Annotated in this window: 26 protein-coding genes; 13 read left to right on the forward strand and 13 right to left on the reverse strand. The window is 68.1% G+C overall.

Annotated features, from left to right (window positions below; all coding sequences use genetic code 11):
• Positions 1 to 88 precede the first annotated feature (88 nt).
• The 3 genes from AC1VNX_RS00110 to AC1VNX_RS00120 form a co-directional block, all read right to left on the reverse strand.
• Positions 89 to 1,375: a cytochrome-c peroxidase gene (locus AC1VNX_RS00110; protein ID WP_483161848.1), complete on the reverse strand. Its 1,287-nt coding sequence runs from the start codon at positions 1,373 to 1,375 to the stop codon at positions 89 to 91.
• 20 nt (positions 1,376 to 1,395) lie between these two features.
• Positions 1,396 to 2,967 carry a metallophosphoesterase gene (locus tag AC1VNX_RS00115; RefSeq protein WP_483154912.1) on the reverse strand — a complete coding sequence of 524 codons (1,572 nt, stop codon included), beginning with the start codon at positions 2,965 to 2,967 and terminating at the stop codon, positions 1,396 to 1,398.
• Between the two features lie 113 nt (positions 2,968 to 3,080).
• Positions 3,081 to 4,658: a phospholipase D family protein gene (locus AC1VNX_RS00120; RefSeq protein ID WP_483154913.1), complete on the reverse strand. Its 1,578-nt coding sequence runs from the start codon at positions 4,656 to 4,658 to the stop codon at positions 3,081 to 3,083.
• A gap of 72 nt (positions 4,659 to 4,730) precedes the next feature.
• Between AC1VNX_RS00120 and AC1VNX_RS00125 the strand changes: the two genes are divergently transcribed.
• Positions 4,731 to 5,960, forward strand: coding sequence for a nucleoside recognition domain-containing protein (locus AC1VNX_RS00125; protein ID WP_483154914.1), 1,230 nt, complete (start codon positions 4,731 to 4,733; stop codon positions 5,958 to 5,960).
• Here AC1VNX_RS00125 and AC1VNX_RS00130 read toward each other — a convergent pair.
• A complete protein-coding gene (locus tag AC1VNX_RS00130; RefSeq protein WP_483154915.1) occupies positions 5,942 to 7,948 on the reverse strand; it encodes an alkyl/aryl-sulfatase in 2,007 nt (668 codons plus the stop codon). The genes AC1VNX_RS00125 and AC1VNX_RS00130 overlap by 19 nt on opposite strands.
• A gap of 73 nt (positions 7,949 to 8,021) precedes the next feature.
• On the opposite strand from AC1VNX_RS00130, the gene AC1VNX_RS00135 reads away from it, so the two are divergent.
• The 3 genes from AC1VNX_RS00135 to AC1VNX_RS00145 are packed head-to-tail and all read left to right on the forward strand — an operon-like array spanning position 8,022 to position 9,990.
• On the forward strand, positions 8,022 to 8,942 hold the full coding sequence (locus AC1VNX_RS00135) for a LysR family transcriptional regulator (RefSeq protein ID WP_483154916.1): 921 nt from the start codon (positions 8,022 to 8,024) through the stop codon (positions 8,940 to 8,942).
• A 41-nt stretch (positions 8,943 to 8,983) separates the two neighbouring features.
• The gene (locus AC1VNX_RS00140; RefSeq protein WP_483154917.1) at positions 8,984 to 9,493 is read left to right on the forward strand and encodes a flavin reductase family protein; all 510 of its coding nucleotides are present in this window, start codon (positions 8,984 to 8,986) and stop codon (positions 9,491 to 9,493) included.
• Entirely contained in the window at positions 9,490 to 9,990 is a 501-nt protein-coding gene (locus AC1VNX_RS00145) for a BON domain-containing protein (protein WP_483154918.1), read from the forward strand. The genes AC1VNX_RS00140 and AC1VNX_RS00145 overlap by 4 nt, the downstream gene beginning before the upstream one ends.
• A gap of 31 nt (positions 9,991 to 10,021) precedes the next feature.
• On the opposite strand, the gene AC1VNX_RS00150 is transcribed toward AC1VNX_RS00145, so the two are convergent.
• From AC1VNX_RS00150 to AC1VNX_RS00180, 7 genes are all read right to left on the reverse strand, one after another.
• Positions 10,022 to 10,750 carry an NBR1-Ig-like domain-containing protein gene (locus tag AC1VNX_RS00150; protein WP_483154919.1) on the reverse strand — a complete coding sequence of 243 codons (729 nt, stop codon included), beginning with the start codon at positions 10,748 to 10,750 and terminating at the stop codon, positions 10,022 to 10,024.
• Positions 10,750 to 11,082 (reverse strand): DMT family transporter, encoded by a 333-nt coding sequence (locus AC1VNX_RS00155; RefSeq protein WP_483154920.1) that lies wholly within the window; start codon positions 11,080 to 11,082, stop codon positions 10,750 to 10,752. The genes AC1VNX_RS00150 and AC1VNX_RS00155 overlap by 1 nt, the downstream gene beginning before the upstream one ends.
• A gap of 114 nt (positions 11,083 to 11,196) precedes the next feature.
• Entirely contained in the window at positions 11,197 to 12,315 is a 1,119-nt protein-coding gene (locus AC1VNX_RS00160; protein WP_483154921.1) for an aromatic ring-hydroxylating oxygenase subunit alpha, read from the reverse strand.
• Between the two features lie 118 nt (positions 12,316 to 12,433).
• Entirely contained in the window at positions 12,434 to 13,249 is an 816-nt protein-coding gene (locus AC1VNX_RS00165) for an ABC transporter permease (RefSeq protein WP_483154922.1), read from the reverse strand.
• 10 nt (positions 13,250 to 13,259) lie between these two features.
• Positions 13,260 to 14,015 carry an ABC transporter ATP-binding protein gene (locus AC1VNX_RS00170; RefSeq protein WP_483154923.1) on the reverse strand — a complete coding sequence of 252 codons (756 nt, stop codon included), beginning with the start codon at positions 14,013 to 14,015 and terminating at the stop codon, positions 13,260 to 13,262.
• Positions 14,012 to 14,974 (reverse strand): ABC transporter substrate-binding protein, encoded by a 963-nt coding sequence (locus AC1VNX_RS00175; RefSeq protein ID WP_483154924.1) that lies wholly within the window; start codon positions 14,972 to 14,974, stop codon positions 14,012 to 14,014. The genes AC1VNX_RS00170 and AC1VNX_RS00175 overlap by 4 nt, the downstream gene beginning before the upstream one ends.
• Complete coding sequence (locus AC1VNX_RS00180) at positions 14,971 to 16,098, reverse strand: aryl-sulfate sulfotransferase (RefSeq protein WP_483154925.1); 1,128 nt, start codon at positions 16,096 to 16,098, stop codon at positions 14,971 to 14,973. Before AC1VNX_RS00180 ends, AC1VNX_RS00175 begins: the two co-directional genes overlap by 4 nt.
• Before the next feature lie 111 nt (positions 16,099 to 16,209).
• On the opposite strand from AC1VNX_RS00180, the gene AC1VNX_RS00185 reads away from it, so the two are divergent.
• From AC1VNX_RS00185 to AC1VNX_RS00195, 3 genes are all read left to right on the forward strand, one after another.
• Positions 16,210 to 17,163 carry a LysR family transcriptional regulator gene (locus tag AC1VNX_RS00185; protein WP_483154926.1) on the forward strand — a complete coding sequence of 318 codons (954 nt, stop codon included), beginning with the start codon at positions 16,210 to 16,212 and terminating at the stop codon, positions 17,161 to 17,163.
• Between the two features lie 78 nt (positions 17,164 to 17,241).
• Positions 17,242 to 18,150: a DMT family transporter gene (locus tag AC1VNX_RS00190; protein ID WP_483154927.1), complete on the forward strand. Its 909-nt coding sequence runs from the start codon at positions 17,242 to 17,244 to the stop codon at positions 18,148 to 18,150.
• The gene (locus AC1VNX_RS00195; protein ID WP_483154928.1) at positions 18,147 to 19,091 is read left to right on the forward strand and encodes a glutaminase; all 945 of its coding nucleotides are present in this window, start codon (positions 18,147 to 18,149) and stop codon (positions 19,089 to 19,091) included. Before AC1VNX_RS00190 ends, AC1VNX_RS00195 begins: the two co-directional genes overlap by 4 nt.
• 18 nt (positions 19,092 to 19,109) lie before the next feature.
• On the opposite strand, the gene AC1VNX_RS00200 is transcribed toward AC1VNX_RS00195, so the two are convergent.
• A complete protein-coding gene (locus AC1VNX_RS00200; protein WP_483154929.1) occupies positions 19,110 to 20,108 on the reverse strand; it encodes an NAD-dependent epimerase/dehydratase family protein in 999 nt (332 codons plus the stop codon).
• A 96-nt stretch (positions 20,109 to 20,204) separates the two neighbouring features.
• On the opposite strand from AC1VNX_RS00200, the gene AC1VNX_RS00205 reads away from it, so the two are divergent.
• The 3 genes from AC1VNX_RS00205 (at position 20,205) to AC1VNX_RS00215 (ending at position 22,855) form a co-directional block, all read left to right on the forward strand.
• A complete protein-coding gene (locus tag AC1VNX_RS00205; RefSeq protein ID WP_483154930.1) occupies positions 20,205 to 21,143 on the forward strand; it encodes a LysR family transcriptional regulator in 939 nt (312 codons plus the stop codon).
• On the forward strand, positions 21,140 to 21,634 hold the full coding sequence (locus AC1VNX_RS00210; RefSeq protein ID WP_483154931.1) for a hypothetical protein: 495 nt from the start codon (positions 21,140 to 21,142) through the stop codon (positions 21,632 to 21,634). The genes AC1VNX_RS00205 and AC1VNX_RS00210 overlap by 4 nt, the downstream gene beginning before the upstream one ends.
• Before the next feature lie 183 nt (positions 21,635 to 21,817).
• Entirely contained in the window at positions 21,818 to 22,855 is a 1,038-nt protein-coding gene (locus AC1VNX_RS00215) for an aliphatic amidase (RefSeq protein WP_483154932.1), read from the forward strand.
• A 7-nt stretch (positions 22,856 to 22,862) separates the two neighbouring features.
• Here AC1VNX_RS00215 and AC1VNX_RS00220 read toward each other — a convergent pair whose 3' ends face one another.
• Positions 22,863 to 23,756, reverse strand: a complete 894-nt coding sequence (locus tag AC1VNX_RS00220) for a LysR family transcriptional regulator (RefSeq protein WP_483154933.1) — start codon at positions 23,754 to 23,756, stop codon at positions 22,863 to 22,865.
• Positions 23,757 to 23,860: 104 nt separating this feature from the next.
• On the opposite strand from AC1VNX_RS00220, the gene AC1VNX_RS00225 reads away from it, so the two are divergent.
• The 3 genes from AC1VNX_RS00225 (at position 23,861) to AC1VNX_RS00235 (ending at position 26,158) form a co-directional block, all read left to right on the forward strand.
• Positions 23,861 to 24,055 carry a YjiS-like domain-containing protein gene (locus AC1VNX_RS00225; RefSeq protein ID WP_483154934.1) on the forward strand — a complete coding sequence of 65 codons (195 nt, stop codon included), beginning with the start codon at positions 23,861 to 23,863 and terminating at the stop codon, positions 24,053 to 24,055.
• A gap of 65 nt (positions 24,056 to 24,120) precedes the next feature.
• Positions 24,121 to 25,800 carry a hypothetical protein gene (locus AC1VNX_RS00230; RefSeq protein WP_483154935.1) on the forward strand — a complete coding sequence of 560 codons (1,680 nt, stop codon included), beginning with the start codon at positions 24,121 to 24,123 and terminating at the stop codon, positions 25,798 to 25,800.
• 22 nt (positions 25,801 to 25,822) lie between these two features.
• Positions 25,823 to 26,158, forward strand: coding sequence for a hypothetical protein (locus AC1VNX_RS00235; RefSeq protein WP_483154936.1), 336 nt, complete (start codon positions 25,823 to 25,825; stop codon positions 26,156 to 26,158).
• The last annotated feature ends 2 nt before the right edge of the window (positions 26,159 to 26,160 follow it).

The raw sequence follows: 26,160 nt of genomic DNA on the forward strand, positions 1-26,160 counted from the left end.
TCTCCGGAAATGAATGCGTCTGTGACAAAAGTTCACACTCTTGCGAGGAATGTAACGCACCTTCCCTCGCCGGAGATGACCTCGGCGGCTACTTCGTGGCCGGCTTCGGCATGGCCGCCACATAGCGCGCGTCGGTCAGGGTGCCGAGGAAGGCGCTGATCTCGTCGATCTCCTCGTCGGTCAGCGCGGGCGTGGTGCCGGGGCGACGGTTCATCGGCGTGGAATTGACGTTGATGTTGCCCCGGTAGGCGGCGGGCACGTCGTCGAAGGTCGGCTTGCCGTGGTACCACTTCGCCGGGTCGGTGGAGCGCGTGGCGTAGAACGCGACGGCGTCGCGCAGCGTGGTGAACACGCCGTTGTGCATGAAGCTCTGGCGCACCGCCACGTTGCGCAGCCCCGGCGTGCGGAAGTAGCCGCACCACTGGTTCGGCTCCGGCCAGCGCAGTTGGGCCGCCGTGCGGCACAGGCCGTTGTCGAAGCGGCGGAGATCGCGGTTGGCCGGCAGCGAGAGGTTGCGCGGCACGGCGATGGCGTCGTAGCCGAAGTCGGTGAAGAGCGAGCGCTCCGGCCGGCTCGCCGTGTCCGACAGCGTGTGGCACGACATGCAGTTGCCCTTGTCGGGGTTCTTGAACAGCGCGAGGCCGCGCATTTCCTGCGGGCTCAGCGGCGTGCGCTTGCGCAGGTAGTCGTCGAAGCGCGAGCTGAAGGGCGCCATCTCGTCGCTCTGAAGGTAGGCCTGCAGCGCCTGGCCGATGCCCTTCACGGCCTGCTCCGGGTCGCGCAGCACGCGGGGACCGAAGGCCAGCGACATCGCGGGCGCGAGGTCGGTGCCGTGCAGCTTGCGCAGCAGGCTCTGCGGCGAGGCGTTGTTCATCTCGTCGCGGTCGAACAACGGGCCGCGCGCCTGCTCGGCCAGCGTGTCGGCGCGGCCATCGGCGAAGAGGCCGCCGAAGGGCGAGGCGAAAGGCGCGTCGTCGTCCTGGTAGAAGTGCCGCCGTGGCACATAGCGCACATACAGCAGCGACGGCGCCGTGCGCGCGCTGAAACGCCCCGGGCGGCTGCCCTGCGGCGTGCGCGGCCCGGCCAGCGAGGGCGCGTTCAGCGTCGAGGTGAAGGCGCGCAGCGGATCGTGGCAGCTCGCGCACGAAGTGCCCTGCGGCTGCGACAGCCGCGTGTCGAAGAAGATGCGCTTGCCCAGCGCGGCCAGCGCCGGGTCGGACTTGAACGTGGCTTCGGTGGGATCGATGCGCGCGGAGACCTTCGGCGTGGCGCCGATGCGCTCGATCACCACGCTCGGCGGGCCGCCCGGGTTGATCTCCACGGTGGTGGCAGCAGTGGCGGCCACGCCCGGCCAGACCAGGCAGGCAGCCACCATCGCCAGCGCGGCACGCATCGTCACGGCGTCAGGAAGCCCGTCTTGTCGCAGGCCAGGGTCCGGCCGGTCTGCACGCAGGTGGCGAGCAGCTTGCCTGCCACCGTGTAGGCCTTGAAGGTCCAGCCCACGCCGGGCGAGGCCTTGCGCTCCATCAGCATGAAGCCGAAGCTGCTGTGGTGCGTGATGCGGTCGACCGTCACGTCCGGCGCGGGCGTGGTACCGGGCGCCAGCGGATCGGGCAGCGCCACGTCGAGGTTGTCGCCGCCGTTGCCCGACACCAGTGTCGCGGGATGGTCGGTGGCGAAGTTCAGCGCCTGGAAGTCGTGCACGTGGCCGTGCAGCGCGATGTGCACGCCGCTCGGGTAGTAGGCCTTGGGGTTGAGGTTGCTCATCACCGACTGCAGCGCGAGGTTGCCCGAGGCCGGGGTCTGACCCGCGACCGGCGCGAAGGCCAGGATCGGGTGATGGTTGGTGAACATCGTGGTCGTGATGCCGGGCTTGGCGGCCAGCGTCGCGACGGTCTGGAACTGCTTCTGGTAGGCGATGAACTGCGGATCGTTGGTCGCCAGCGCCGCCTTGCCGGCCTTGGCCGAATCGAACACGATGACCTGCGAGCCAGTGCCCAGCTGTACCGCGTATGGCTCGGAATAGTTGCCGGTGCTGTCGTTGGCCGGGTCGTTGCACGAACGCTTGTCGGAGTACGGGCGCGGATCGAGGAAGCGCATCCAGCCCTGGCCGCCGCGCGCGCATTCCTCGTGGTTGCCGCGCACCACGATCCAAGGCGCCTTGGCCAGCAGCGGCGCGGCCGGCTTGAAGAAGTCGGCCTGCCAGGTGTCCCAGCCATAGCCCCAGGGGCTGTCCTTGCAGCCGGCGATGTCGTCGGGGCAGACGTTCTCGCGGTAGTGGTAGTCGCCGATGTGCAACACCAGGTCGGGGTTGAAGCCCGCGCCGGTGGCCGCGAGCGGTGCGAAGGGCCACACGGTGCTGTCGTTGCAGGGCTGGTAGGCCTTGTCGGCCTTCTTCAGGCGGCAGCCGGTGTCGGCCAGCACCAGAACGCGCTGCGGCTCGGCCTTGGGCAACGGCAGCGTGCGGCTGCCGATGGCGGCCTGCTTGGCGTCGGCCGGCAGCGTGGTCTCGCAGGCCGAGACGGGAAAAGCGGAGGGCTTGGAATCGGCCGGGTCGCTGGCCGTGGTGCGCAGCGCCATGGTGCCGGCGCCCACGCGCAAGGTCATGCGCGTCACCTTGCCGTCGATCGTGATCTGCGGGCACACGGCGTTGGCATCGGCCGTCGTGTCGGCCGACGGTGCGGTGTAGCTGGTGATGGCACGCGCGATGGCGGCATTGTTGTCGCCGATCTCCACCCAGGCGGCCTGCAGGTTGGCATCGGCCGAGGCGGCGTCGGGCTGCGGGGCTGGGGCCGGCGCCGGGGCCGGAGCGGGTGCCGGGGCCGCCGGCGGCCCCAGGACGATCGACTGGCTGTTGCCGCCGCCGTTGCAGCCCTGCAGCAGGATGGCGGTGCAGGCCAGGCCGGCCAGCCAGCGCAGGTCGCGCATGGCGCGCGGCGCGGGGGCCGCGGTGAGTGTGGTGCGCATCTTGGAATCCCTCTGGTTGTTGTGTCGTGGGACGCCGCAATCTAGAGGGCCAGTGTGCAAGCCGTATTACATGGCCGCAGGCGCGCCGCGGGCGCGCATCGATGAAGGAACCGCTACAGCAACTCTTCGCCCACGATGGGCAGCAGCAGCCAGTTCTTGAAGCGCAGCCAGAGGAATTCGCCGGGCTCGTCCTCGTGGACGATGTCGCCGCCGGCATCGTCGTACTCCAGCCACTGCACGCGCCGGCCGTTGGGCGCGAGCCGCAGCCGGTAGCCGAGGTTGACGCGCTCGCCGCTCATGAGCCTGTCGTAGTCCTTCACCAGCTCGGGGCTGTCGATGACCAGCCCCATCTCGGTGTTGACCGCGGCGGAGCGGTGGTCGAGGTTCATCGAGCCGACGAAGAACCGGTCGTCGTCGACGATCGCCAGCTTGGCGTGCAGTCGGCTGATCGATTTGCCGAAGTCGCCGAAACGCCCCGATTTTCCGGTGAGCGTGGGCGCGATCTCGTAGATGGTGACGCCGATCTTCAGCATGTCGGCGCGGTAGCGCTCGTAGCCCGCGTAGGCCAGCGGCTCGTCGGTGGCGCCCAGCGAGTTCGTCACCACCGTGATGCGGCCGCCGCGCTCGATGGCCGCCTTCATCATCGCCATGCCGTGCGCGCCCGGAATGAAGTACGGCGAGCCGATCTTCACCTCGCGCTTCGCCGAATTGATGACGCTCAGCGCGCCTTCGGTCACGCTGCCGGCGTAGGCGGCATCGGGCTTGCGCGTGATCTTCTCGGGGTCGTCCACGAACAGCGTCGACGGCGCCCAGTAGCGCTCGACGTTGCCCGCGATGAGCTGCTGCCCCACGGGCGACTTGTCGAGCACGTCGCGCTGGTGCATGGCCACGTCGGGCACCGCCGTGCGCGCGATGGCGTCGAAACGCTTCTGCGCCTCTTCCACCGGCATGCGCAGCGGCGCGATCTGCCCGATGGGGCGCACGTGCTCGCTGTTCCAGTAGCGGTCGAAGCCCTCCGACATCTGGCGCACCACCGGGCCGCTGGACAGCACGTCCATGTCGATGAAGTTCGCCGCCGTGCTGCGCATGAAGTATTCGTTGGCGATGTTGCGGCCACCCGAGACCGCGAAGCTGTTGTCGGCCACCAGCAGCTTGTTGTGCATGCGGTGGTTGATGCGGCCGAAATCGGTCAGCGAGAACAGCAGCCGCGTCGCCAGCGAGTCGGCGCGCGATGGCAGCGGGTTGAACAGCCGCACCTCGATGTTCGGGAAGGCCGACAGCGTGCTGAACACCTCGTCCTCGCCCGCGGTGTAGAGGTCGTCCACCAGCAGCCGCACGCGCACGCCCCGCGCCGCGGCCTCGCGCAGTTCCTTGAGGAACAGCAGGCCGACATCGTCCTTCTGGATCAGGTAGTACTGCACGTCGAGCGACTTCTCGGCGTGCCGCGCGAGCGAGATGCGCGCGTCGAAGGCGAAGGCCGCTTCCGGCAGCAGCCGGAAGCCCGAGAGCGCCGTCGATCCGCCCGGCGTGCCCTTGGCCGCCAGCTGCCCCAGTTCGGTCTGCGAAACGTCGGTGATCGCCGTGACCACCGGGCGCGGCTGCGGCGGCGGCAGGCTCGCGCAGCCCGCCAGCCAGAGGGCGGCGGCGCCCAGTGCGAGAGCGGCGAATCGGCGGACGATGGAGGCGCGCATGGGCCGAACTGTAGCTCGCGGCGGGCCCGGATGGCGGGCCTATCATCGAAGCGAAACAAAAGGAAAAGAAGCGTGCTCAACGGCTTGTGGCTGGGTTTCTTCGGGGTGGCGGCATTGGCGGCGCTGGTGCGCTGGCTGGTGGGGGGCGACCCGACCGTGTTCGCGGCGCTGGTCGAGGCGCTGTTCGCGATGGCGCGGCTGGCGGTCGAGGTGATGGTGCTGCTCTTCGGCACGCTCACGCTGTGGCTGGGCTTCCTGCGCATCGCCGAGGCGGCGGGGCTGGTGGGCTGGCTCGCGCGCCTGCTGGGGCCGCTCTTCCGGCGGCTCATGCCGGGCGTGCCGGCGGGGCATCCGGCCCTCGGCCTCATCACCATGAACTTCGCGGCCAATGCGCTGGGGCTGGACAACGCCGCCACGCCCATCGGCCTGAAGGCCATGCGCGAGCTGCAGCGGCTGAACCCCGACCCGGTGACGGCCACCAACGCGCAGATCCTCTTCCTGGTACTCAATGCCTCGTCGCTGACGCTGCTGCCTGTCACCATCTTCATGTACCGCGCGCAGCAGGGCGCGGGGGACCCGACGCTGGTGTTCCTGCCGATCCTGCTGGCCACCAGCGCCTCCACGCTGGTCGGGCTGCTGTCGGTGGCGGTGGCGCAGCGCCTGCGGCTGTGGGACCCGGTCGTGCTGGCCTACCTGGTGCCGGGCGCCCTGCTGCTGGGCGGCTTCATGGCGCTCCTGGGCACGCTGTCGGCGGCGGCCATCGCTTCGCTGTCCTCGCTGCTGGGCAACCTGACCCTGTTCGGTGTGATCGTCGTGTTCCTGCTGGCGGGGGCGATACGGCGCATCAAGGTGTACGAATGCTTCATCGAGGGCGCGAAGGAAGGCTTCGACATCGCGAAGAACCTGCTGCCGTACCTGGTGGCGATGCTGTGCGCCATCGGCGTGCTGCGCGCGTCGGGTGCGCTCGACTTCGCGCTCGGCGGCCTGCGCTGGCTGGTGACGGCGGTGGGTTTCGACGCGCGCTTCGTCGACGCCATGCCCACCGCGCTGGTCAAGCCCTTCTCGGGCAGCGCGGCCCGCGCGATGCTGATCGAGACCATGAAGAGCCAGGGCGTCGACAGCTTCCCCGCGCTGGTGGCCGCCACCATCCAGGGCAGCACCGAGACCACCTTCTACGTGCTGGCCGTGTACTTCGGCGCGGTCGGCATCCAGCGCACGCGGCACGCGGTGTCGTGCGCGCTGCTGGCCGAGCTGGCGGGCGTGGTGGCCGCCGTCGCGGTGTGCTACTGGTTCTTCGGCTGAGCCCTGGGCTCGACGACCGGGAACATCGGCTCGAAGGTGTCGAGCATCGACATCAGCTCCGCCAGCTTCGCGCGGTCGCCGTCGATCTTCACCTTGCCGGCGAGCACCGCCGCCGGGAAGCTGGTTTCCTTCAGCGTGATCGCGTCCAGCGTGGCGCGGCTCAGCGTCACGGTGGCGTCGGCGTCCGGCTGGCGCCCGGTGATGTGCGTGAGCGCCGAGTTTTCCAGCGTCAGCACGAACTGCTGGTTGGAATCGGTGAAGTTCCAGTTGATGGCCATCTTCTTTCCCTCGGCCTTGGCGGCGTTCAGCCGCACCCCGAGAAAGTCGAAGAACAGGTCGTTGCTCACGGCCTTGAGCGAATCGGCATTGGCGCTGTTGCCGGCCGCGATCTTCGGCACGCCGTTGCGCAGCTCCATCGCGCCCACGAGATACGCGCTGCGCCAGGTGCCGGCCTCCGACTGGTAGCCCATCTGCTCCAGCGCGTCGGCGCCCAGTTCGCGGGCCGCACGGTTGGCCGGGTCGGCGTAGACCACCTGGCTCATCGCGCTGGCCACCCAGCGGAACTCGCCCTTCCTGAAATCTTCGCGGGCGCGCGCGAGCACCGCATCGGCGCCGCCCATGTACTCGACCGTCTTCTTCGCGTAGGCCACCGGCGGCAGCGGGTTCAGGTTGGCGGGGTTGGCGTCGTACCAGCCCAGGTACTTCTGGTACACGGCCCTGGCGTTGTGCCGCAGCGTGCCGTAGTAGCCGCGCGCCGACCACTCCTGCTCCAGGCTCGCGGGCATGCGCAGCGTCTCGGCGATGTCGGCCGCCGTGTAGCCCTGGTTGAGCAGGCGCAGCGACTGGTCGTTGATGAATTTGTACATGTCGCGCTGCTTCTTCAGCAGATCGACGATGCGCTCCTGCCCGAAGGTGGGCCAGTGGTGCTGCGCGATCAGCACCTCGGCCTTGCCGCCGAAGGCCACGCGCGCCTCGTCGATGTACTTCGACCACAGGTTGCCATCGCGCACCTCCGCACCGCGGATGGTGTAGAGGTTGTGCATGTTGTGCGTCACGTCCTCGGCCATGTTGAGCACGCGGAACTGCGGCAGGTACATGATCATTTCCGACGGCGCCTCGGAGCCCGGCACGAGCCGGAAGACGAACTGCACGCCGTCGATGCTGCGTTCCTCCGTCGGCTTGTCGATGGTGGACGTGGGCGCGATCAGCGACATGGTGCCGCGCGCCAGCGCCTTGCCCAGGCCGGTGTCGACCTGCCCGCGCACGCCCGGCGGCAGCAGCGTGCCGAACTGGTACTGCGAGCGCCGGCTCATCGCGTTGCCCGCGAGGATGTTCTCGGCCACCGCCGTTTCCATGAAGCCCGAGGGTGCGAGCACCTGTACCTTGCCGGCCTTCACGTCGGCCTCGTCGATCACGCCCTTCACGCCGCCGAAATGGTCGGCATGGCCGTGCGTGTAGATCACCGTGCCCACCGGCTTGCGCGGGCGGTGCTGGTAGTAGAGCTCCAGCGCGGCGCGCGCGGTCTCGGCGGCCAAAAGTGGATCGATGACGATCAGCGCGCTGTCGCCTTCCACGATCGTCATGTTCGCGATGTCGAACCCGCGCACCTGGTAGACGCGCTCCGTCACCTTGAAGAGGCCATGGATCGCGTTGAGCTGCGCCTGCCGCCACAGGCTCGGATTGACGGTATCGGCCGGCGCGTCGGTCTTGAGGAAGTCGTAGGGCTTCATGTTCCACACCGGGCGCGTGCCGGAGCCCGGTACCAGCGCGTCGGGCACGGTGCCGACGAAGCCGTGCATCGCGTCCTCGAAGTCCTGCCGGTTGGCGAAGGGCAGCGTCTTCGCCATCTCGGCATTGGCCTGCAGCGTGGAGGGCTCGGACGCCTTGGGCGCGGTCTGCGCGACGGAAGCCGACGGCGCGCCCAGCATGCACGCAAGGGCAACGAGCGCAACGCAGAAGGAGGAAGGAGCGGACGAGGAAGATGTCATCCGGCGATTCTGCGAAGCACCAGAACCATTGGCAAATGCAAAATATGCGCTTCCTTTTGAAGCAAAACGCAAAATGCAGCTTCGCCAGCTCCAGCATCTCGTCGCCCTCGCCGACCAGGGCAGCTTCGGCCGCGCGGCCCAGGCGGTGCATCTTTCGCAGCCTGCCCTCTCGCGCAGCATCGAGAACCTGGAAGAGAACCTGCAGGCGCGCCTGGTCGACCGCGCCTACGGCAGCGTGCGCTTCACCCAGGCCGGCGAACTGGTGCTGGCGCGCGCCCGCGAGCTGCTGGCCGATGCGCAGCAGATCGCGCGCGACGTGCTGCAGCTCGAAGGCCTTGCCATCGGCAGCCTTGCGGTCGGCTTCGGCCCCTTTGCCGCCGGCACGCTGGGCCGCGCGGCGCTCTCGCTCATGACGCAGCGCCACCCGCAGCTGCAGATGCGCATGGAAGTGGCCGACACCGCCACGCTGTGCGAGCGCCTGCACCGCCGCGAGCTCGACCTGTTCGTGGCCGACACGCGCGACCTGACCAAGCAGCAGCCCGGCCTGAAGCTCGCGCGGCTGCCCAACCTGCCGGTGTCCTTCTTCGTGCGGCCGAAGCACCCGCTGCTGAAGCTCAAGCCCCAGCCGACGACGCTCGAAAAGCTCATGGCCTACCCCGTCGCCGGCCCTCGCCTGCCGGCGGAGGTGGCGCTGCAGTTCGACCGGGTGGCCCCGCGCGGCGACCGCGGCGTGTTCAACGTGACCTGCGACGACGCCGGCACGCTGCGCCACCTGGCGCTCACGGCCGACGCGGTCATCCTCGCGCCGGTCGCACCCGTGCCGGGCCACGACACAGACACCCTCGTTCCCCTGCCCGTGGCAGGGCTGGAGCGCATGCAGACGCACTACAGCCTCGTCACGCTGGCCGCGCGCACGCCCTCCCCGGCCGCCGCCGCCTATACCCGGCTCGTGGCCGAGTTGATGGACCCGCTCGGGCAGGCCGGCGGGCGCTGAGCCAAAATGGCCCTCCGCCTTCAAGCCTTTGCTTCTTTTCAGTGACCACTCCCCGCCGGGCCCAGCCGCCCTCCTTTTCGTCCGACGAGTTCCGTGAAGCCCTCGGCATGTTCGCCACCGGCGTCACCGTCGTGACCGCGCGCGCGGCGAACGGCACGCTGGTCGGCCTCACGGCCAACTCCTTCAACTCGGTGTCGCTGACGCCGCCGCTGGTGCTGTGGAGCCTGTCGCGCGCGGCCGGCTCGATGCCCGCGCTCAGCGCCGGCTCGCACTACACGGTGAACATCCTCGCGGCCAACCAGAAGGCACTGGCCGAGCGCTTCGCCGCCAAGAACATCGACCGTTGGGCCGACGTGGCCTTCACCGAGGGCCTGGGCGGCGCGCCGGTGCTGGTGGGCGCCGCGGCCAGCTTCGAGTGCTTCAACCGCAGCCGCTATGACGAGGGCGATCACGTGATCTTCGTCGGCGAGGTGGAGCGCTGCTCGCACGATGCGGGCGCATCGCCGCTGCTCTTCCACGGCGGGCGCTTCTACACAGAGCATCCCTTGTGACCTGTCGCCCTGCGCTCCTGCTTGTCCTGCTGCTCGCCGCGCAGACCGGCACGGCGCAGGAAGCCGCGGCGCCGGTCAAGCAGAACTGGTTCGACGACCCGTTCTTCCAGATCTCGTCGGGCCTGCCGGCCTGCGCCGTGCCCGAGGGCCCGTTCTATACAACCGAGGAACGCCGCCTGCAGACCCACTCGCGCCTGGAGCGCGGCACCACCTGCTGGCTGGCCGGCAAGTGCGCCGACAGCAACGCCTACCGCTACGACAAGCCGCTCGCGCCCAAGGTACGCGCCGCGCTGCTGGCCGTGCCGGGGGTGAAGAAGGGCAGCGTCTGGGTCGTCATCCAGCGTCGCTGGGTGTACCTGCAGGGCTGCGTGCCGGACGCGGCGCTCGCAAAGAAGCTGGAGCGCGCCGCGCGCGCGGTGGCCGACGTGGAAACCGTGGTGCCCGACCTGATGACGGGCACGCGCGGCAAGCCGCCCTATCCGGTGGCAGATCGCTAGTGCGACCAGATGTCTGCCTTCAACGAGCTGTCTACTGATCAATAACAGTCACGATGGCACCGAGAAAGAATGCCGGGCCATAACAAGGGCGTAGAAAGTGATCCTCGATACGCCAGACTGAGGCAACCGAACAGTTTTCTCTCGGGGCGGAAAAAAAAGTCCTCAACCGGACGACGCCTCCCGGCAACGTCTTGGGGATTGCGAGCTCGCGCTCCAGGGAGACGAGTTGCAAACGAGATTTCGCGGAAAGGTGCTCGGCGGATTGCCCGGCGGGGTCGAGGCTCGGATTGTCAATTCGCGCAAGGCGCCTTCCTGTCCAGCAAATCTCCCCGATGTTCTGGACTTCCCAAATTTTCTCGAAGACTTCGCCGCCATTGACGACAGCGTGATGAGGAACCGTGACATCGGCGTTGAGCAATGCAACATCGCGCTCATCATGCAACCCAACAGCACAGCTGGACTGCAAAAATCCGGGTGCTTGCTCGCTTCTCGGGGTGTTCATGTTCCCGTACAGTCGAAGCAGCGCAATGGGTGAAACCTCCACCGCCACCGCGAGGCGCAGCAGGGTCTGCACAGAGGGATCACGCGTCGTGCCGTCTATCAACTTATAGAGATAGGATCGCGCGAGACCTGCTTCGACCGCGATGGTCTTGAGCGTCTTTCCAAGTTCACGAGCCCTGCGCATCAAAAGTCCGCGGAGCCTCGCCTGAGTGTTGGCCTCCATCGCGGCAGCGGCATGCTGTGCCATATGCATCGACATCAGTGCGCTTCGAAATTAAGCGCCACTACTCCGATCACGATCATGACGACACCCGCCACTCTCTGAAACGTCATCGACTCGCCAAACCAGGCGATCCCGAGTACAGCCGTCAATGCGGTGCCACAACCTGCCCACACGGCGTATGCCAATCCCACTTCCAGGTGTCTGACTGAGATGGACATGAGCCAGATAGCTGCCGCATAAGACGCGCCGACCACCAGCGAAGGAAAAGGGCGTGTGAATCCATCTGCATACCGGAGAGCGATAGTCCCGACAACTTCGGCGACAACGCTGGCCGCGAGCAGCAGCCACGATAACGTTTGCAAGCCCACCAAAATACCTCCCGTCCCTGCATCTATACCGGATGCAGAGCCATACGAGGGGAAGCGGTACCCGAAACGAAGGTCGAATGCTAACGGAGGCGGTCCGCGAGCCTATGTAAAAACCTAGATGCGTCCCAGCCTATCGCGCAGAAAACCATGGAAGTGCTCCATGCCCGCTTCAAGCTGCGACTGATAGGGGCCGCATTCCGTTGTGCCTCGACTCCTCAGCGCAAAGCGCCCTTCCTGCATTCGCTCGCCGATCTGGTTGTCTTCTATCGCTGTCTCAAGATACGCACTCGCAGCCAGCGCGGCCATCGCCTCGCCATCTTCGAACGCCTTCAAGCGTTGCGGGTGGTAATACTCCACCACGTTCACAGAGCGCTCCGGTCCCCTGGGATAGATAGTCGACACCACAGTCACCAACGGGTACCACTCAATCATCACGTTCGGATAGATCAGCAACCACATGGCTCCTATCTGCGGCAGACCGTCCGCATAGTAAGTTCGCACCGCCTGATGCCACGCCTCATAGGTCGCACTGTTCCCAGGCTGCTCCAGTCCTTTGTGGAAAGCGACGGTCTGAGCACTCCAGTTCGAACCGAAGAACCATTGAAGCTCATCACAGGAAACGAAATGTCCTAGCCCGGGATGAAACGACGCGACGTGATAGTCCTCCAGATAGAACTCCAGGAAGGTCTTCCAGTTGTACTTGCAGTCATGAACTTCCATATGCCCGAAGTAGCAAGAATCGAATTCAAGCAGCGATTTAATGGACGGCGGCACATCGTCGAGCTCCGCAATCGCATTTGTTTCCCCCATGAAATACAGACCATTCCATGCTCTGGTTGGAAACCGCTCGAGCTGGACACATGGCAACTCTGAAAACTTCGGTGCCGCCACCAAGACACCTGAACCGTCATATGTCCATCTGTGCATAGGACACGACAGGCGTTTTGAGTTGCCCATGCCTTGAAGAATCGTCGCTTGGCGATGGCGACAGACGTTGGACATCAACTGGATCCCCTGCCCTCCATGGACGAGAGCCAAGCCATTGTGATGGTGCGGCAGCACACAATAGTCATAGAGCGACGGTACGAGCAGGGAATGCCCCGCGTATCGCGGCAATTTGCTGAATATTTCTTGTTGCTCGCGCTCGAGCAATGCCTCATCGAAATATGCAGTGACTGGCAGCTGCGGTCCTTGCCGCAGCGTCGCTGAAAAGTTCTGATCTGAGCGCCACATTCTTGAACTCCCTTGGAAAAGAAGCTCAGTCTGGAATTGGCGATTGCTCTCAAAGTGACGGCGTGTCCACCGAAGAGGACGCTGTGCTCGAGTCAAGCACCTGTAGTCAAAGCGGCAATCAGCTCCCCAGCGCCGACTCGTGCCAATGCCGCAGCAGCAGCCGCCCGATCGCGCTCACCACCAGGAAGAAGAGAAAGCCCAGCAGCGTCGCCGCGATCACCTCTGCGAACAGCAGCGCGGTGTACATGCGCCCCTGCGCGAACACGATCTGCACGCCGAGCCCGCCTTCGGCATTGCCCGAGCCGATGATGAATTCGCCCACGATGGCGCCGATCACCGAGAGCCCCGCCGAGATGCGCAGCCCCGCGAAGATGTGCGGCAGCGCGCCCGGCAGCCGCAGCTTCCAGAACGACACCAGCCCGCCCGCGCGGTGCAGCGCGAACAGCTCCGCGAGATTGCGCGAGGTCGAGCGCAGGCCGAGCATCGTGTTGTTGATGATCGGGAAGAGCGACATGATGAAGCTCACGATCACCACCGACAACTCGTTGTAGCCGAACCAGAGCACGATGAGCGGCGCGATCGCCACCACCGGCACGGTCTGCAGCAGCACCGCGTACGGATACAGGCTGCGCTCCAGCAGCCGCGACTGCGCCAGCACCGCCGCACCCGCGATGCCGATGACGATGGCCAGCGCGTAGCCCAGCAGTGCCTCCTTCAGCGTGGAGAGCGTCGCACCCGCGAGCGTTGCGGCGTTCTCCACGGTGGCGGCCGCGACCTCCTGCGGCGATGGCAGCAGGTAGCCCTTGCCCTGGTAGACGGTGGCGCTCAGCAGCCACCAGAAGCCGATGGCGAGCAGCGCGACCACCAGCACGGGGGCGGCGTTGCGTGCGAAGGCCAAGGCAGGCGAGGAAGAAGATGAGGAAGAACGCGTCATCGTCGTTTCCTCAGGCGACCGCCTGCGCATGATGCTGCGCGCGCAGCACCGCCGTCACCTGTCCGGTGAGCGCCGCGAAGTCCGCGCTGGCGCGCAGCTCGGGCGCACGCGGGAATGCGAAGGGCACGTCGATCACGTCGAGGATGCGTCCCGGCCGCGGCGACATCACCACCACCCGGTTCGAGAGATACACCGCCTCGTGCACGTTGTGTGTCACCAGCACGCCGGTGAAGCCGGCCTGCCGCCAGAGTGACGAGAGCTCCTCCTGCAGCACGTCGCGCGTGAGTTCGTCGACGGCCGCCAGTGGCTCGTCGAGCAGCAGCAGCCCCGGCCGCAACGCCAGCGCGCGCGCCAGCGACAGCCGCATGCGCATGCCGCCCGAAAGCTGGTGCGGGTACAACTTCTCGAAGCCCGCAAGCCCCACCAGCTTCAGCGCCTCGGCCGCACGCGCCCGGTAGCTCGCGGGCGCATGGCCTTCGAGCTCCATCAGCAGCTGCGCGTTGCGCTCCACGGTGCGCCAGGGCAGCAGCGCGGCTTCCTGGAACACGAAGGCGGTCTCGATGCCGTCGGGCCGCGTGCAACGGCCCGTGCTCGGCGCGATGAGCCCCGCCATGATGCGCAGCAGCGTCGACTTACCGCAGCCAGAAGGTCCGACGATGGAGACGAATTCGCCGGAGCGCAGCGCGAGGTCGACCGTGCCCAGCGCCTGCAACCCGGAGTCGAAGCGCTTGGACACGCCCTCCAGCCCGACGGCCGCACCGCTCATGGATTGCAGCCCGGCACCAGCGTGCGGTCGTAGCCCTGCTTCACGTCGAAGTCGGCGGGCAGAAAGGCCACGCTGCGCAGCTGCCCTCCAAGCTCGCTCCAGCGTGCATCCGTCATGCAGCCGATGCGGCCCAGGTCGTGCGAGATCAGCGTCTCGATCATTTCCTTGTTGGCCGCGTCGTAGACCTCGGGCGTCATCTGCTTGTTCATGCCGGTGATGAGCGGCTTGAGCCCCGAGGGGTTGCGCACGTAGTTGGCCCAGCCCTTCTGCACCGCGGCGATGGTGGCCTTCACCAGCGCGGGGTTCTTGCGGATCATCTCGTCGGTGGTGAAGAGCACGTCGTAGGGCCGGTAGCCCAGCGAGGCCAGCGTGATCTGCTGCACCTGCACGCCGGCCGCGGCCATGCGCGCGGGCAGGAAGAGCGAATAGCCCTGCTGCACCATCTTCGGGTCGTTGCGGAACAGGCCGAGGTCGCCGCTCACCGGGATCTCGCGCGTGCCCGCGAGCTTGAACTGCTTCTTCGTCCACTCCCAGTAGGCGTTGCCGATGTTCACCGCGAAGGTGCGGCCTTGCAGGTCGGCAATGGACTTCACGGCCGGGTCGGCGTGGTAGACCAGCGTGTAGGGCACGTAGTCGAGGTGCGCGAACACCGCGCGCACCGGCGCGCCGCGCAGGCGGGCCAGCAGCACGTCGTCGGCGTTGCCGATGCCGAACTCGGCTTGGCCCGAGGCCACCTGCGGAATGGTCTGGATCTTCGGGCCGCCCTGCAGCACGCTGATCTCGATGCCGGCCTCGCGGCCGAGCTTGTCCTGCTGGGCCTGCCAGTAGCCGGCCTGGTCGGGCTGGGCGAACCAGTTGCTGAGGATGCGCACGGGCTTCGGTGCGTCGGCAGCCTGCGCGCCGAAAGGCAGCACCGCCGCCAGGGGCAGCGCGAGGCGGCGAAGAAGGGAGGAAATCATGATGCGGAAGCCTCGAGCCATGGAAGTTGGGCGGCGGTGTAGCGGAAGGTCTGGAACACGCTGTTCTGGCGGCCGGGTACGTACTTGCGCGCGGCCTCGTCGGGGTATTCGGCGAACCAGGGGATCACGTACTCCCACACCACCTCGCCGGCCGGCGTGACCTCGAAGAGCCGCCCCGTGGCCGACTCGGTGACGTGCGTGTTGCCGTTGGGCAGGCGCTGCGCGCTGCCCATGTAGGCGGTGTAGAAGGCGTTGACCAGCTCGTCCGCGTACTGCCACACGACCTCGTTGGAGGCCGGGTCGATTTCGAGGACGCGCGAGAACGCCACATGCTTGCCGGTGCGGAAGTTGCCGTTGTCGAAAGCAAGAACGTTGCCGTTCTCCAGCGCGACCGGCGCGTGCTGGTGCGACAGCACCGACGGCGGGATGTGCAGCTTCACGCCGCCCGTGGCGCGGTCGATGCCGACGATGCCGGAGGTCGTGCGCAGGCTCATCAGCACCAGCCCCTCGGCCGTCACGTCGAGGCCGTTCACCAGCGGCCAGTGGGTACGGCCGAAGCCGGGGTGGATGGGGAAGTCTTCCGGCGCGAGGTGCTCCCAGGCCTTCCATTCCCACACCAGCCGGCCGTCGCGGTCGACCTCGCGGATCACGTCGCCGTACATAACCTCGTCCGGACCATGGGCCGTGCCGCCCGGCACCCGTTCGGCGAAACCTGCCGGCACCGGCGCGCATCCGGCGTAGAGCAGGTGGCCGTTAGCGAGCCAGCGCGCGTCATGGTGGTGCGTCGGGTCCTGGAAGCGCCAGACGATCTCGCCTTCAGGCGTGGCCTCGTAGAAATCGCCGCCGTGCCACAGCGACCAGGCGGGGTAGATCTCGGGCGAGTCGGCGTGGTTGCCGTTGTAGCCGAGGTTGCCGTTGGGCAGGATCACGGCCGCGCGGCCCGGGCGCACCGGCATCTTCCACTGGTGCGCGACGCGGCCCTCGATGTCGATCAGGTAGACGTTGCCGTCATCGGTCTGCGGCGCGATCAGGGTGTAGCCGCCGGCGCTCAGCGCCGGGTCGTGGGCGATCAGGCCGGTGCCGCGGCGGCGCTGGGTGATCTGGTCGACGGTGGTGGTGGTCACGGAAACGAACCTCGGGAGATTGAAGACGGTGCAAATCTAGGCTGCATCGCCCGTCAGGAAAATCTGTTTGTTTCGTACGGTGCGTATAGAAAATCCATACACTCGCCACCCATGCGCGCCATCTCCCAGACCTTCCGCTGTTTCGACGAAGTGGCCCGGCGCGGCTCGGTGCGCAAGGCCGCCGAGGCGCTGCACCTCACGGCTGCTGCCGTGCACCAGCAGGTGCTCAACCTCGAGGAGCAGGTGGGCACGCCTCTGTTCGACCGGCTGCCGCGCGGCATGCAGCTCACCACCGCGGGCGAGATCATGGTGGCCGCCGTACGCCGCGGGCAGCGCGACTTCGACAACGCGCTGGCGCAGGTGGAAGACCTGCGCTCGCTGCGGCGCGGCCACATCAACGTGGCGGTGCCGCATTCCTCCGCCGAGCAGCTGGTGCCGGAGGTCATCGAGACGGCGATGAAGAACTACCCCGGCGTGACCTACGGCGTGCGCTCGGGCAGCGGCGAGAACATCCTGAAGTGGGTGGCCAACGGCGAGTCGGACATCGGCTTCTGCCTGCGCCGCAAGCCGCCGCCGGGCGTGGAGGAGATCCGCAGCTTCCCGCAACACCTCGGGCTGGTCACGCCACCGGGCCATCCGCTGGCGGCGCTGGGCAAGCTGCCGCGGCTGCGCGACTGCCTGGACCACCCTCTGATCCTCATGACGCCCGACACCGAGCTGCGAGCCATGGTCGACCAGATCGACCACCGCGAACACCGCAAGGTGCGCCCGCTGGTGGAGACCAGCTCGGTCGCGATGGTGCGGCGGCTGGTGGCCGGCGGCACTGGCATCGGCTTCCTCATTCCCGAGAACGTGGCCGAGGACGTTGAGCGCGGCAGGCTGGTGTGGACCGGCCTGGCCGACCCCGGCGCGCGCTCCTTCAGCTGCCTCTACCAGCGCACCGGCCAGACGACCACGGTGGCCATGGGCATGTTCCTGCAGTTCCTGGAGGCCGCGCTGCAGTCCATCGGCCAGCGCTTCGAGCGGCAGGCGCCGCTGCCCGCGCTGGATGCCTTCGCGCAGTGAGCACACGGCAGAGAAAACGCGGGCGCGATACGATCATCGGATGAATCCGGCGACTCCTCGCCGCGAACGACGATCCGAATGATCCAGCGCAAGACTCACCTCGACGGCCTCGCCATCGGCCTGCTCATCGCCTGCTGCGCCTTCTGGGGCCTGCAGCAGATCCTCATCAAGACCACCGTGGCCGAGGTGCCGCCGATGTGGCAGGCCACGATCCGCATGGTCGGCGCGACGGCGCTGCTGTGGCTGTGGTGCGTGTGGCGGCGCGTGCCGCTGTTCGAGCGCGACGGCACGCTGTGGCCGGGCCTGCTGGCGGGCGTGCTGTTCTCGGGCGAGTTCGCCGGCATCTACCTGGGGCTGCAGCACACCAGCGCGTCGCGGCTCACCGTGTTCCTCTACACCGCGCCCTTCTGGGTCTCGCTGCTGCTGCCGCGCTGGGTGCCGGCCGAGCGGCTGCGCGGCTTCCAGTGGCTGGGGCTCTTCATCGCCTTCTCGGGCGTGGTGCTGGCCTTCAGCGAGGGCTTCGGCCACCTGAGCTCGTCGCAGCTCATCGGCGACGGCATGGCGCTGGCGGCCGGCATGCTCTGGGGCCTGACCACGCTCACGCTGCGCACCACGCGCCTTGCCACGGCCAGCGCGGAGAAGACGCTGTTCTACCAGGTGGCGGTCACGGCGGCGATGTGCCCGGTGCTCTCGCTGGTGCTCGGCGAGCACTGGGGCTTCTCGTACTCGGCGTGGGCCTGGACTTCCATCGGCCTGCAGACCGCGGTGGGCGCCTTCGCCAGCTACCTCGCATGGATGTGGCTGCTGCGGCACTACCCGGCCACGCAGATGTCGTCCTTCACATTCCTCACGCCGCTCTTCGCGCTGGTGTTCGGCGTGGCGCTGCTGAAGGAGCCGCTCACGGCGCAGCTGATCGTGGCGCTGGTCGGCGTGGCGCTGGGCATCGTGCTGGTGAACCGGCGGCCTGCGGTACAACGCAGCGCATGAGCAGCAAGACCACCCGATTCCAGCCCGTCCTCGACGAGATCTTCGCCACCCTGCGCCCCAGGCTAGGCCAGGGCGGCACCGTCGCCAGCTACATACCGGCGCTCGCGCGCGTCGATGCGCGTCAGTTCGGCATCGCGCTGCGCACCTGCGAGGGCGAGGAGGCCGGCGCGGGCGACTTCGAGACGCCCTTCTCCATCCAGAGCGTGTCCAAGCTCTTCACGCTCACGCTCGCCATGCAGCGCATGGGCGACGCGCTATGGGAGCGCATCGGCCGCGAGCCCTCGGGCAACCCGTTCAACTCGCTGGTGCAGCTGGAGAACGAACAGGGCAAGCCGCGCAACCCCTTCATCAATGCCGGCGCCATCGCGGTGGCCGACCGGCTGGTGAGCCAGGCCAGGGCCGGCGGCGGCAGCGCCAAGGCCGACATCCTCGCGCTCATGTCGAACCTGTGCGGCGAGCCCATCGCCTTCGACGACGAGGTGGCGCAGTCGGAGGCCGACACCGGCTTTCGCAACATCGCGCTGGCCAACTTCATGAAGAGCTTCGGCAAGATCGACAACGACGTCGAGACCGTGCTGGACACCTACTTCCACCAGTGCGCGCTGCGCATGAGCTGTCGCCAGCTGGCGCGCGCCGCCGCCTTCCTGTGCCGCGATGGCGCCCACCCCATCGACGGCGAGCCCGAGGTCACGGGCGAGCGGCAGACGCGCCGCATCAACGCGCTGATGCTCACCTGCGGCACTTACGACGCGGCGGGCGACGTGGCCTTCTCCATCGGCCTGCCCTGCAAGAGCGGCGTGGGCGGCGGCATCGTCGCGGTGGTGCCCGACAGGCTCACGCTGTGCGTGTGGTCGCCCGCGCTCGACGCCACCGGCAATTCGCTGCTGGGCATGAAGGCGCTCGAAATGTTCGTGGCGCGCACGGGGCTCTCGGTTTTCTGAGCCATTGCCCCAGGGCGATCAGGCGGCCGCGGCCACCGGCGCGGTGGCCAGGCAGCCCATGCCGTCGAGCGCCGCCTCCACGGCCTCCTCCAGCGGCGTGTGCGGCTCGCGGCCGAGGAAGGCCACCAGCTTCGCGTTGTCCATGCCCACCGGCGTACGCCACAGGTAGCGCATCTCGCGCATTTCGCGAAAGGTGACGAAGAAGGGCGAGGCCAGCGTCAGCAGCCACCACGGAAAGGCCGACACGCCGACCCTGGCACCGGTACGCCGCGCCACCACCTTGCGGATGGCGCCGCTCATGCGCGTGCCGTCGGCGTCCCAGTGGCCGGCCATGTGGAAGCGTGCGAAGGGCTCCAGCCTCTCGCGGCGCGCGAGCAGTTCGACCATGGTGCGCGCCACGTCGGGCAGGTACGACCACTGGTGGCCGACGCCGGGGCCGCCGGGATAGCTCACGGCCTTGACCGGCTGCCCCGCCTTCACCAGTCCTTGCGAGAACCAGTTGTTGCCGGCCTTCGGCCCGAAGAAATCGCCAGCGCGCACGATCAGCACGCGCGCGCCCTGGCGGCTGGCCTCTTCCAGGCGCCGTTCCATCTCGACGCGGATCGCGCCCTTGCGGGTGAGCGGGCGCTGCGGCGAGTCCTCGGCCAGCAGCGGGAAGGCATCGGGTCCGAAGTTGTAGACCGTGCCCGGCAGCACGATGGTCGCGCCTTCGGCCTTGGCGGCGGCGATGGTGTTGTCGAGCATCGGCAGCACCAGCTGAGACCAGCCGCGGTAGCCCGGCGGGTTGACCGCATGCACGATGACCGAGCAGCCCGTGGCGGCGCGGCGCACTGCCTGCTCGTCCATCGCGTCGCCAGCCAGCCAGGTGATGCCTTCGCGCTTTCCTTCCTGCGTATCGCGCTTCAGCGCGCGCACCTGCCAGCCTGCATCGCGCAGCTGGCGGGCCACTTCGCCGCCGATGCCGCCCGTTGCGCCGAGAACCAGGACCGTGTCCCCGCGTGCCGTGTCGTTTGCCATGGAATGCTCCAGAAGTTGTTGCCGATGGAAGAATTCTGGAACCACGCCGGCTCTATTGGAATTGCCGAACATGAGCTATCAGCCATACATTTATGTATGACCTCGAACATCGGCTGGGAGCTCTACCGCACTTTCCTGAGCGTGCTGCGCGAGGGCTCGCTCTCGGGCGCGGCACGCGCCCTCGGCATCACCCAGCCCACGGCCGGGCGCCATGTGGCGGCGCTCGAGGAAGCCTTGGGCACGGTGCTCTTCACGCGCTCGCAGACGGGCCTGCTGCCCACCGAGGTGGCGCTGGCGCTGCGCACGCATGCCGAGGCCATGGAAAGCACCGCCGCCTCGCTGGAGCGCGCTGCCAGCAGCCAGGGCGAAGGCGTGCGCGGCGTGGTGCGCGTGTCGGCCAGCGAGGTCGTCTGCGCGGAAGTGCTGCCGCCCATCGTCGCGAGGCTTCGCGAGACACACCCGGCGCTGAAGGTCGAGCTGGTGTCGACCAACCGCGTGCAGGATCTGCTGCGGCGCGAGGCCGACATCGCCGTGCGCATGATGCGCCCCAGGCAGGAGCAGCTGGTGGCGCGCCGCATCGGCAACATCGAGCTGGGCTTTCACGCGCATCGCGACTATCTCGAGCGCCACGGCACGCCGCGCAAACTGGACGAGCTGGCCGCCCACTCGCTGATCGGGTACGACCAGCCCACGGCCTTCGTGCGCAACGCGGGCAAGTCGCTCAAGGGCTTCACACGCGACACCTTCTCGCTGCGCACCGACAGCGACCTCACGCAGCTCGCGTTGATCCGCGCCGGTGCCGGCATCGGCATCTGCCAGGTGGCGCTGGCCGCCTGCAACCCCGCGCTGGTGCGGCTGGTGCCGCGCGGCTTCTCGCTGAAGCTCGACACCTGGGTCACGATGCACGAGGACCTGCGCGGCAGCCCGCGCTGCCGCGTCGCCTTCGACGCGCTGGCCGACGGCCTCGCGCACTACATCGGCGCAGCCGGGACCGGGGCGAAAATGCCCCGTGCCAGAACGATAGCGACCGAATGACCGAACACACGACAGACCCCGACACCCTCCCCCTGCAGGAAGACCGCCTCTGGCGCGACGACCGCTGGACCGCACGCATCATCAAGAACGAGGAAGACGACGGCTGGGCCGTCGAGATGACCCGCCACGGCGACCCCGAGCCGGCGCTGGTCGGCCCCTGGACCATGGGCCGCGACAAGAAGAACCCCAAGCCGCTGGACGGCCCCGCCTTCTCCACGCTGGTGAAGACCGCCGCCGAAGTCATCCGCCGCCACGAGCAGCAGCTGCACGCCAGCCTCAACAAGAGCGTGACCGTCACCGCGCGCGACGAACGGCGCGTGCGCGTGGCGCTGGCCATCGTGCCCGACGAGGACAACCCCACGGCCACGCTGAGCGCCTACGACGACGCCGACGACTCCGAACTCGCCAGCGTGAGCGTGTCGCCCGCGTTCAGGCTCACGGCCAGCAGCGCGAGTGCGTGGATCGAGTCCGGCTACGCGCGGCCGCGCTGACGCACCGGGTACCAGCGCAATCAGCGAAATGACGTATGTGCAGCCCGCGCTGAGTTGAGAACAATCGGCTTCGACGACAGAACCCGTTGCACCGCAAACAAGCCCGAATCGGTTGAACACCGGCTCGGGCTTTCTTGTTCGTGCCTTGCCTTTCTTTCTCAACCACCCTTCAGGAGCAGCGTCATGAGACATGGTGATATTTCGAGCAGCAGCGATTGCGTGGGCGTCGCGGTCGTCAACTACAAGATGCCCCGCCTCCACACCAAGGCCGAGGTGCTGGACAACGCCCGCAAGATCGGCGAAATGCTGGTCGGCATGAAGAAGGGCCTGCCGGGCATGGACCTGGTGATCTTTCCCGAGTACTCCACGCACGGGATCATGTACGACGAGAAAGAGATGTACGACACGGCCGCCACCGTGCCGGGCGAGGAGACGGCCATCTTCGCCGACGCCTGCCGCCGCGCCAATGTGTGGGGCGTGTTCTCGCTGACCGGCGAGCGCCACGAGGAGCATCCGCACAAGGCGCCCTACAACACGCTGATCCTCATGAACAACAAGGGCGAGATCGTCCAGAAGTACCGCAAGATCATGCCGTGGGTGCCCATCGAGGGCTGGTATCCGGGCGACCGCACCTACGTGAGCGAAGGCCCCAAGGGCATGAAGATCAGCCTGATCGTCTGCGACGACGGCAACTACCCCGAAATCTGGCGCGACTGCACGATGCGCGGCGCCGAACTCGTCGTGCGGTGCCAGGGCTACATGTACCCGTCCAAGGAGCAGCAGATCCTGGTGTCGAAGGCCATGGCCTTCATGAACAACACCTACGTGGCGGTGGCCAACGCGGCCGGCTTCGACGGCGTGTACTCGTACTTCGGCCACTCGGCGCTGATCGGCTTCGACGGCCGCACGCTGGGCGAATGCGGCGAGGAGGAGATGGGCATCAACTACGCCGAGCTGTCGATGAGCCTGATCCGCGACGCGCGCAAGAATGGCCAGTCGCAGAACCACCTGTTCAAGCTGCTGCATCGCGGCTACACCGGCACCATCAATTCGGGCGACGGCGACAAGGGGCTGGCGGCCTGCCCCTACGACTTCTACACGAAGTGGATCAACGACCCCGAGGGCACGCGCGAGATGGTGGAAACGCTCACGCGCAGCACGGCGGGCACGCCGGAGTGCCCCATCGAGGGCATTCCGAACGGGCTGGCGCAAGGCCGATGAATATGGCTCAGGCCTGGCTGAAGGTCTTCAGCACCTCGAGCACGCTCAGCGTGGCGCCGTCGAGCAGCGCATGCTGGCGATGCGCGATGCCCACGCGGCGCGTGAGCTTCGGGCTCACCGGCAGGATCTGCATGCGGTCGTTGGCGGGCACGATGTCGGTGGACTGCTGCAGCGGCAGCAGCGCGGCGCCGTAGCCGGCGGCCACGAGGCTGCGCATGGCGGCGTCGTAGTTGAGCTCGATGCGCGCGCGCGGCGCAAAGCCGGCGGCAGCGAACCATTCCATGGTGAGGCGGTACATGTGCGTGGTCGCCTCGTTGAAGATCAGCGGCTGCGCCGCCAGCCATGCCGGCGTGACGCGCTTCGGCGCTTTCCAGCGGCGCGGCACGAAGGCCATCATGGGCTGTTCGCACCAGGGCGTGACGACGATGCCGCGCAGCGGCGGCTGGGGAATGGCGACCAGGCCGATGTCGAGCGTGCCCGCGGCCAGCCGCTCCATCGCCTCGAAGGAGCCGCGAATGCTCACCTCCACGTCGATGCCCGAGTGCTCCGCGCCCAGCGCCTCCAGCACCTGCGGCAGCAGGTCGACCAGCACGCCGGTGGATGTGCCCAGCCGCACCCGCCCAACCCGACCCTCGGCCTGCCGCTTGACCGCCTCCACCGCGTCGTCGGTGTCACGCAGCAGCTTGCGCCCGCGCTCCACCAGCGCCGCCCCGGCCGCCGTCGGCGTGATGCGCCGGTTGCCGCGCACCACCAGCGGCGCGCCCAGGCGCGATTCGAGTTCGCTGATGTGCAGGCTCACCGTGGGCTGGGCCAGGTGCAGCGCCTGGGCCGCGGCCGAGAAGGTGCCGAGGTCGACGATGGCGATGAGGGTGCGCAGTTGGTCGAGGTTGAGCTGTCGCATCGGGGGGTCCAGTATCAGGAAGCCTGATTGGCAGGCTCAGGATTCTCAACTTCCACAATATCACGCCCGGCGGGAAGATGAGCTCACCAACCAAGGAGCCCATCGTGACAGCGCACAAGCCAACGTCCTTTCATCAACGCCTGATCCAAGCCCTGCGCGGCTGGCGCCGCCGCGTGGTGAATCGCCGCCGCGCACACGCCGACTCGCAGCACCTCGCCGGCATGAGCGAACACGAGCTGCGCGACCTGGGCATCGGACGCAGCGAAGTGCCCGGTCTGCTGGACGAGCACCGGTACTGAGCGCGGGGCCTTTCTCCGGCATCTTCTTCAGGTAGCGCTCCTGTTTTGAGGTTCAAATCGGGGGCGTGCCCAAGCCAGCCTCACACGCCAACCAGGTTTCCATCGAACTCACCTCGCCGCAGTCGGTGAATGGCCGGCGCGCGGCTTTCCAGTCGCTGTGGCTGCTGGTGCGCATGCAGCATGCCCACGAGGCCGGCGCGGGCCTCGTACGGCTGGCCGACCTGCGCGGCGAGGTCTCCGACGCCAGCACCCTGCGCATGGTGGTGAGCCGCGCCTTCCGCGACTTCAAGACCTGGGGCATCGACGCCGGCTGGGGCGAGGACACGCAGCGCGAGCCTCGCTTCCTGAATGCCGAGCGGCGCAGCCAGGGCCCGTTCTGGCTGCCCGCCGCCGAAGCGAAGCGCGTGCGTGTGCTGGTGGAAGGCCGCGCCGCCACCGCGGCCGAAGTGGCATCCTTCCTCGGCCTGCGCTCGCGCGCCTCGCGCCAGGCCGCCGGATCGCCGCCGCCCGACGCGGTGCATCTGCAGGACGCGGCGTTCTGGAAGCAGCTCGTCGCCTCGCAGCAGGCGGCGCGGCAGGGTCGGTTGATGGCGCCCGTCGCCGGCGAAAACGCAGGAGGCAGCGCACTCGAATCGATCCGCCTCGCCGGCACGCTGGCCGCCACCGACTTCCAGCGCGCGCTGGTCACGCTCAACGAGGCCATGCTGTGGCGCCGGCTCGGCGACAACGAGCAGGCGCGGCGCCGGCTGCAGGCGCTGAAGAAGCAGCGGCTCGCGCACCACGTGGCGGGCAACGACTACCTGGGCGCGATGGAGTGCATCGTCTCCGCGTGGTGCGCCTACACGGCGCGCGACCTGCCGCTGGCGCAGTCGCTGCTGAGCGGCATGGCCGAGGACGCGGTGCGCGCCCTGGTGCTGCGCCATCACCCCGACGTGCGCTTCGAGTGGTGCAACCTGTGGGCGCTGGCCTGCCGCTCGCGCGCGCTGGCGCTGTCGACCGACGACAAGCCCGCGGCGGCCGCACTGGCCGAGGAGTCGCTGCAGCGCTTCGGCGAGGCGCTGGCGGCCGCCTTCGAGTCGCACTCCTTCGACGCGGCCCAGCACGTGGCCGCCAACATGGGCATGGCCGCGTGGCTGTTCGACCGCGTGGGCCTCACCGACCTGCCCGCGCTGGCGCACGACGGCAACAGCGACACCACCCGCCGCGCGGTGCAGTGGATCGCCTTCAGCGAATGGCTGTGCGGCCACACCGACGGCCAGGGCCGCTCGGCGTGGAACGCGATCTACCTGATGCGCATCGCACGCGGCCACTGCCGGCCCGAGCGGCAGCCCACGCTCGCCCAGTTCCGCGCGCAGAAGCCGCTGGACCCGGCAGCCATCTCCAAGCTGGCCGGCCCGCTCGCCGACGCCTTCGACTCGACGAACTGGCCCGCGCGCTGGGTGCAGGTGGCGCAGGCGCGGCTGGCCGACCACCAGGCCGGACGCCGCCGCTATCCGGGCCTGCAGCACTGCAGCCTGCTCTTCGAGCACGCGTGGTACGCGGCGCATGCCGGCGAACTGAAGGCGGCCGAGCAGTCGCTGGCGCTGCTGCGCGAGGCGCTGCCCCAGCTGGTGCCCAGCGACCGCGCCTACTTCACCGAATCGTGGAACGACACGCTGCCGGCCGAGCTGGTGCTCGAAGCGAAGCCGCCGCGCCGCCCCGCCGCGCGCAGGAAACCCGCGTCGCGCGTGGGTGTGGCACGCTAGCCGGATACGTTGTCATCCCAGCATGTCCGACAAGCCCGACGACCCCATCGACCTGTCCGCGCACCGCGAACGCCGCGCTCGGCAGCAGCAGCAGCAGCGCCAGCGGGAAGAGCAGCGCGGCGCCGGATCGCAGCAGCCGGAGCCCGGTCCCGAGGAGGTGCCCTGCGCGCGTTGCGGGGAGCTGATCTACGGCAAGGTGCGGCAGTGCCCGCACTGCGGCGTGCACTTTCTCGGCGGCGCCGCGGCCTTCGCTCCGAAGCCGAAGATGTCGCTGCGCGCCAAGTGCTTCCTGGTGCTGGTCGCCGTGGTGCTGCTGATGATGGGCCTGAGCGACGACATCGCCCGCTGGTGGTGGTAGCG

The sequence above is a fragment of the Variovorax sp. TLI9-5A genome, from assembly GCF_056867935.1.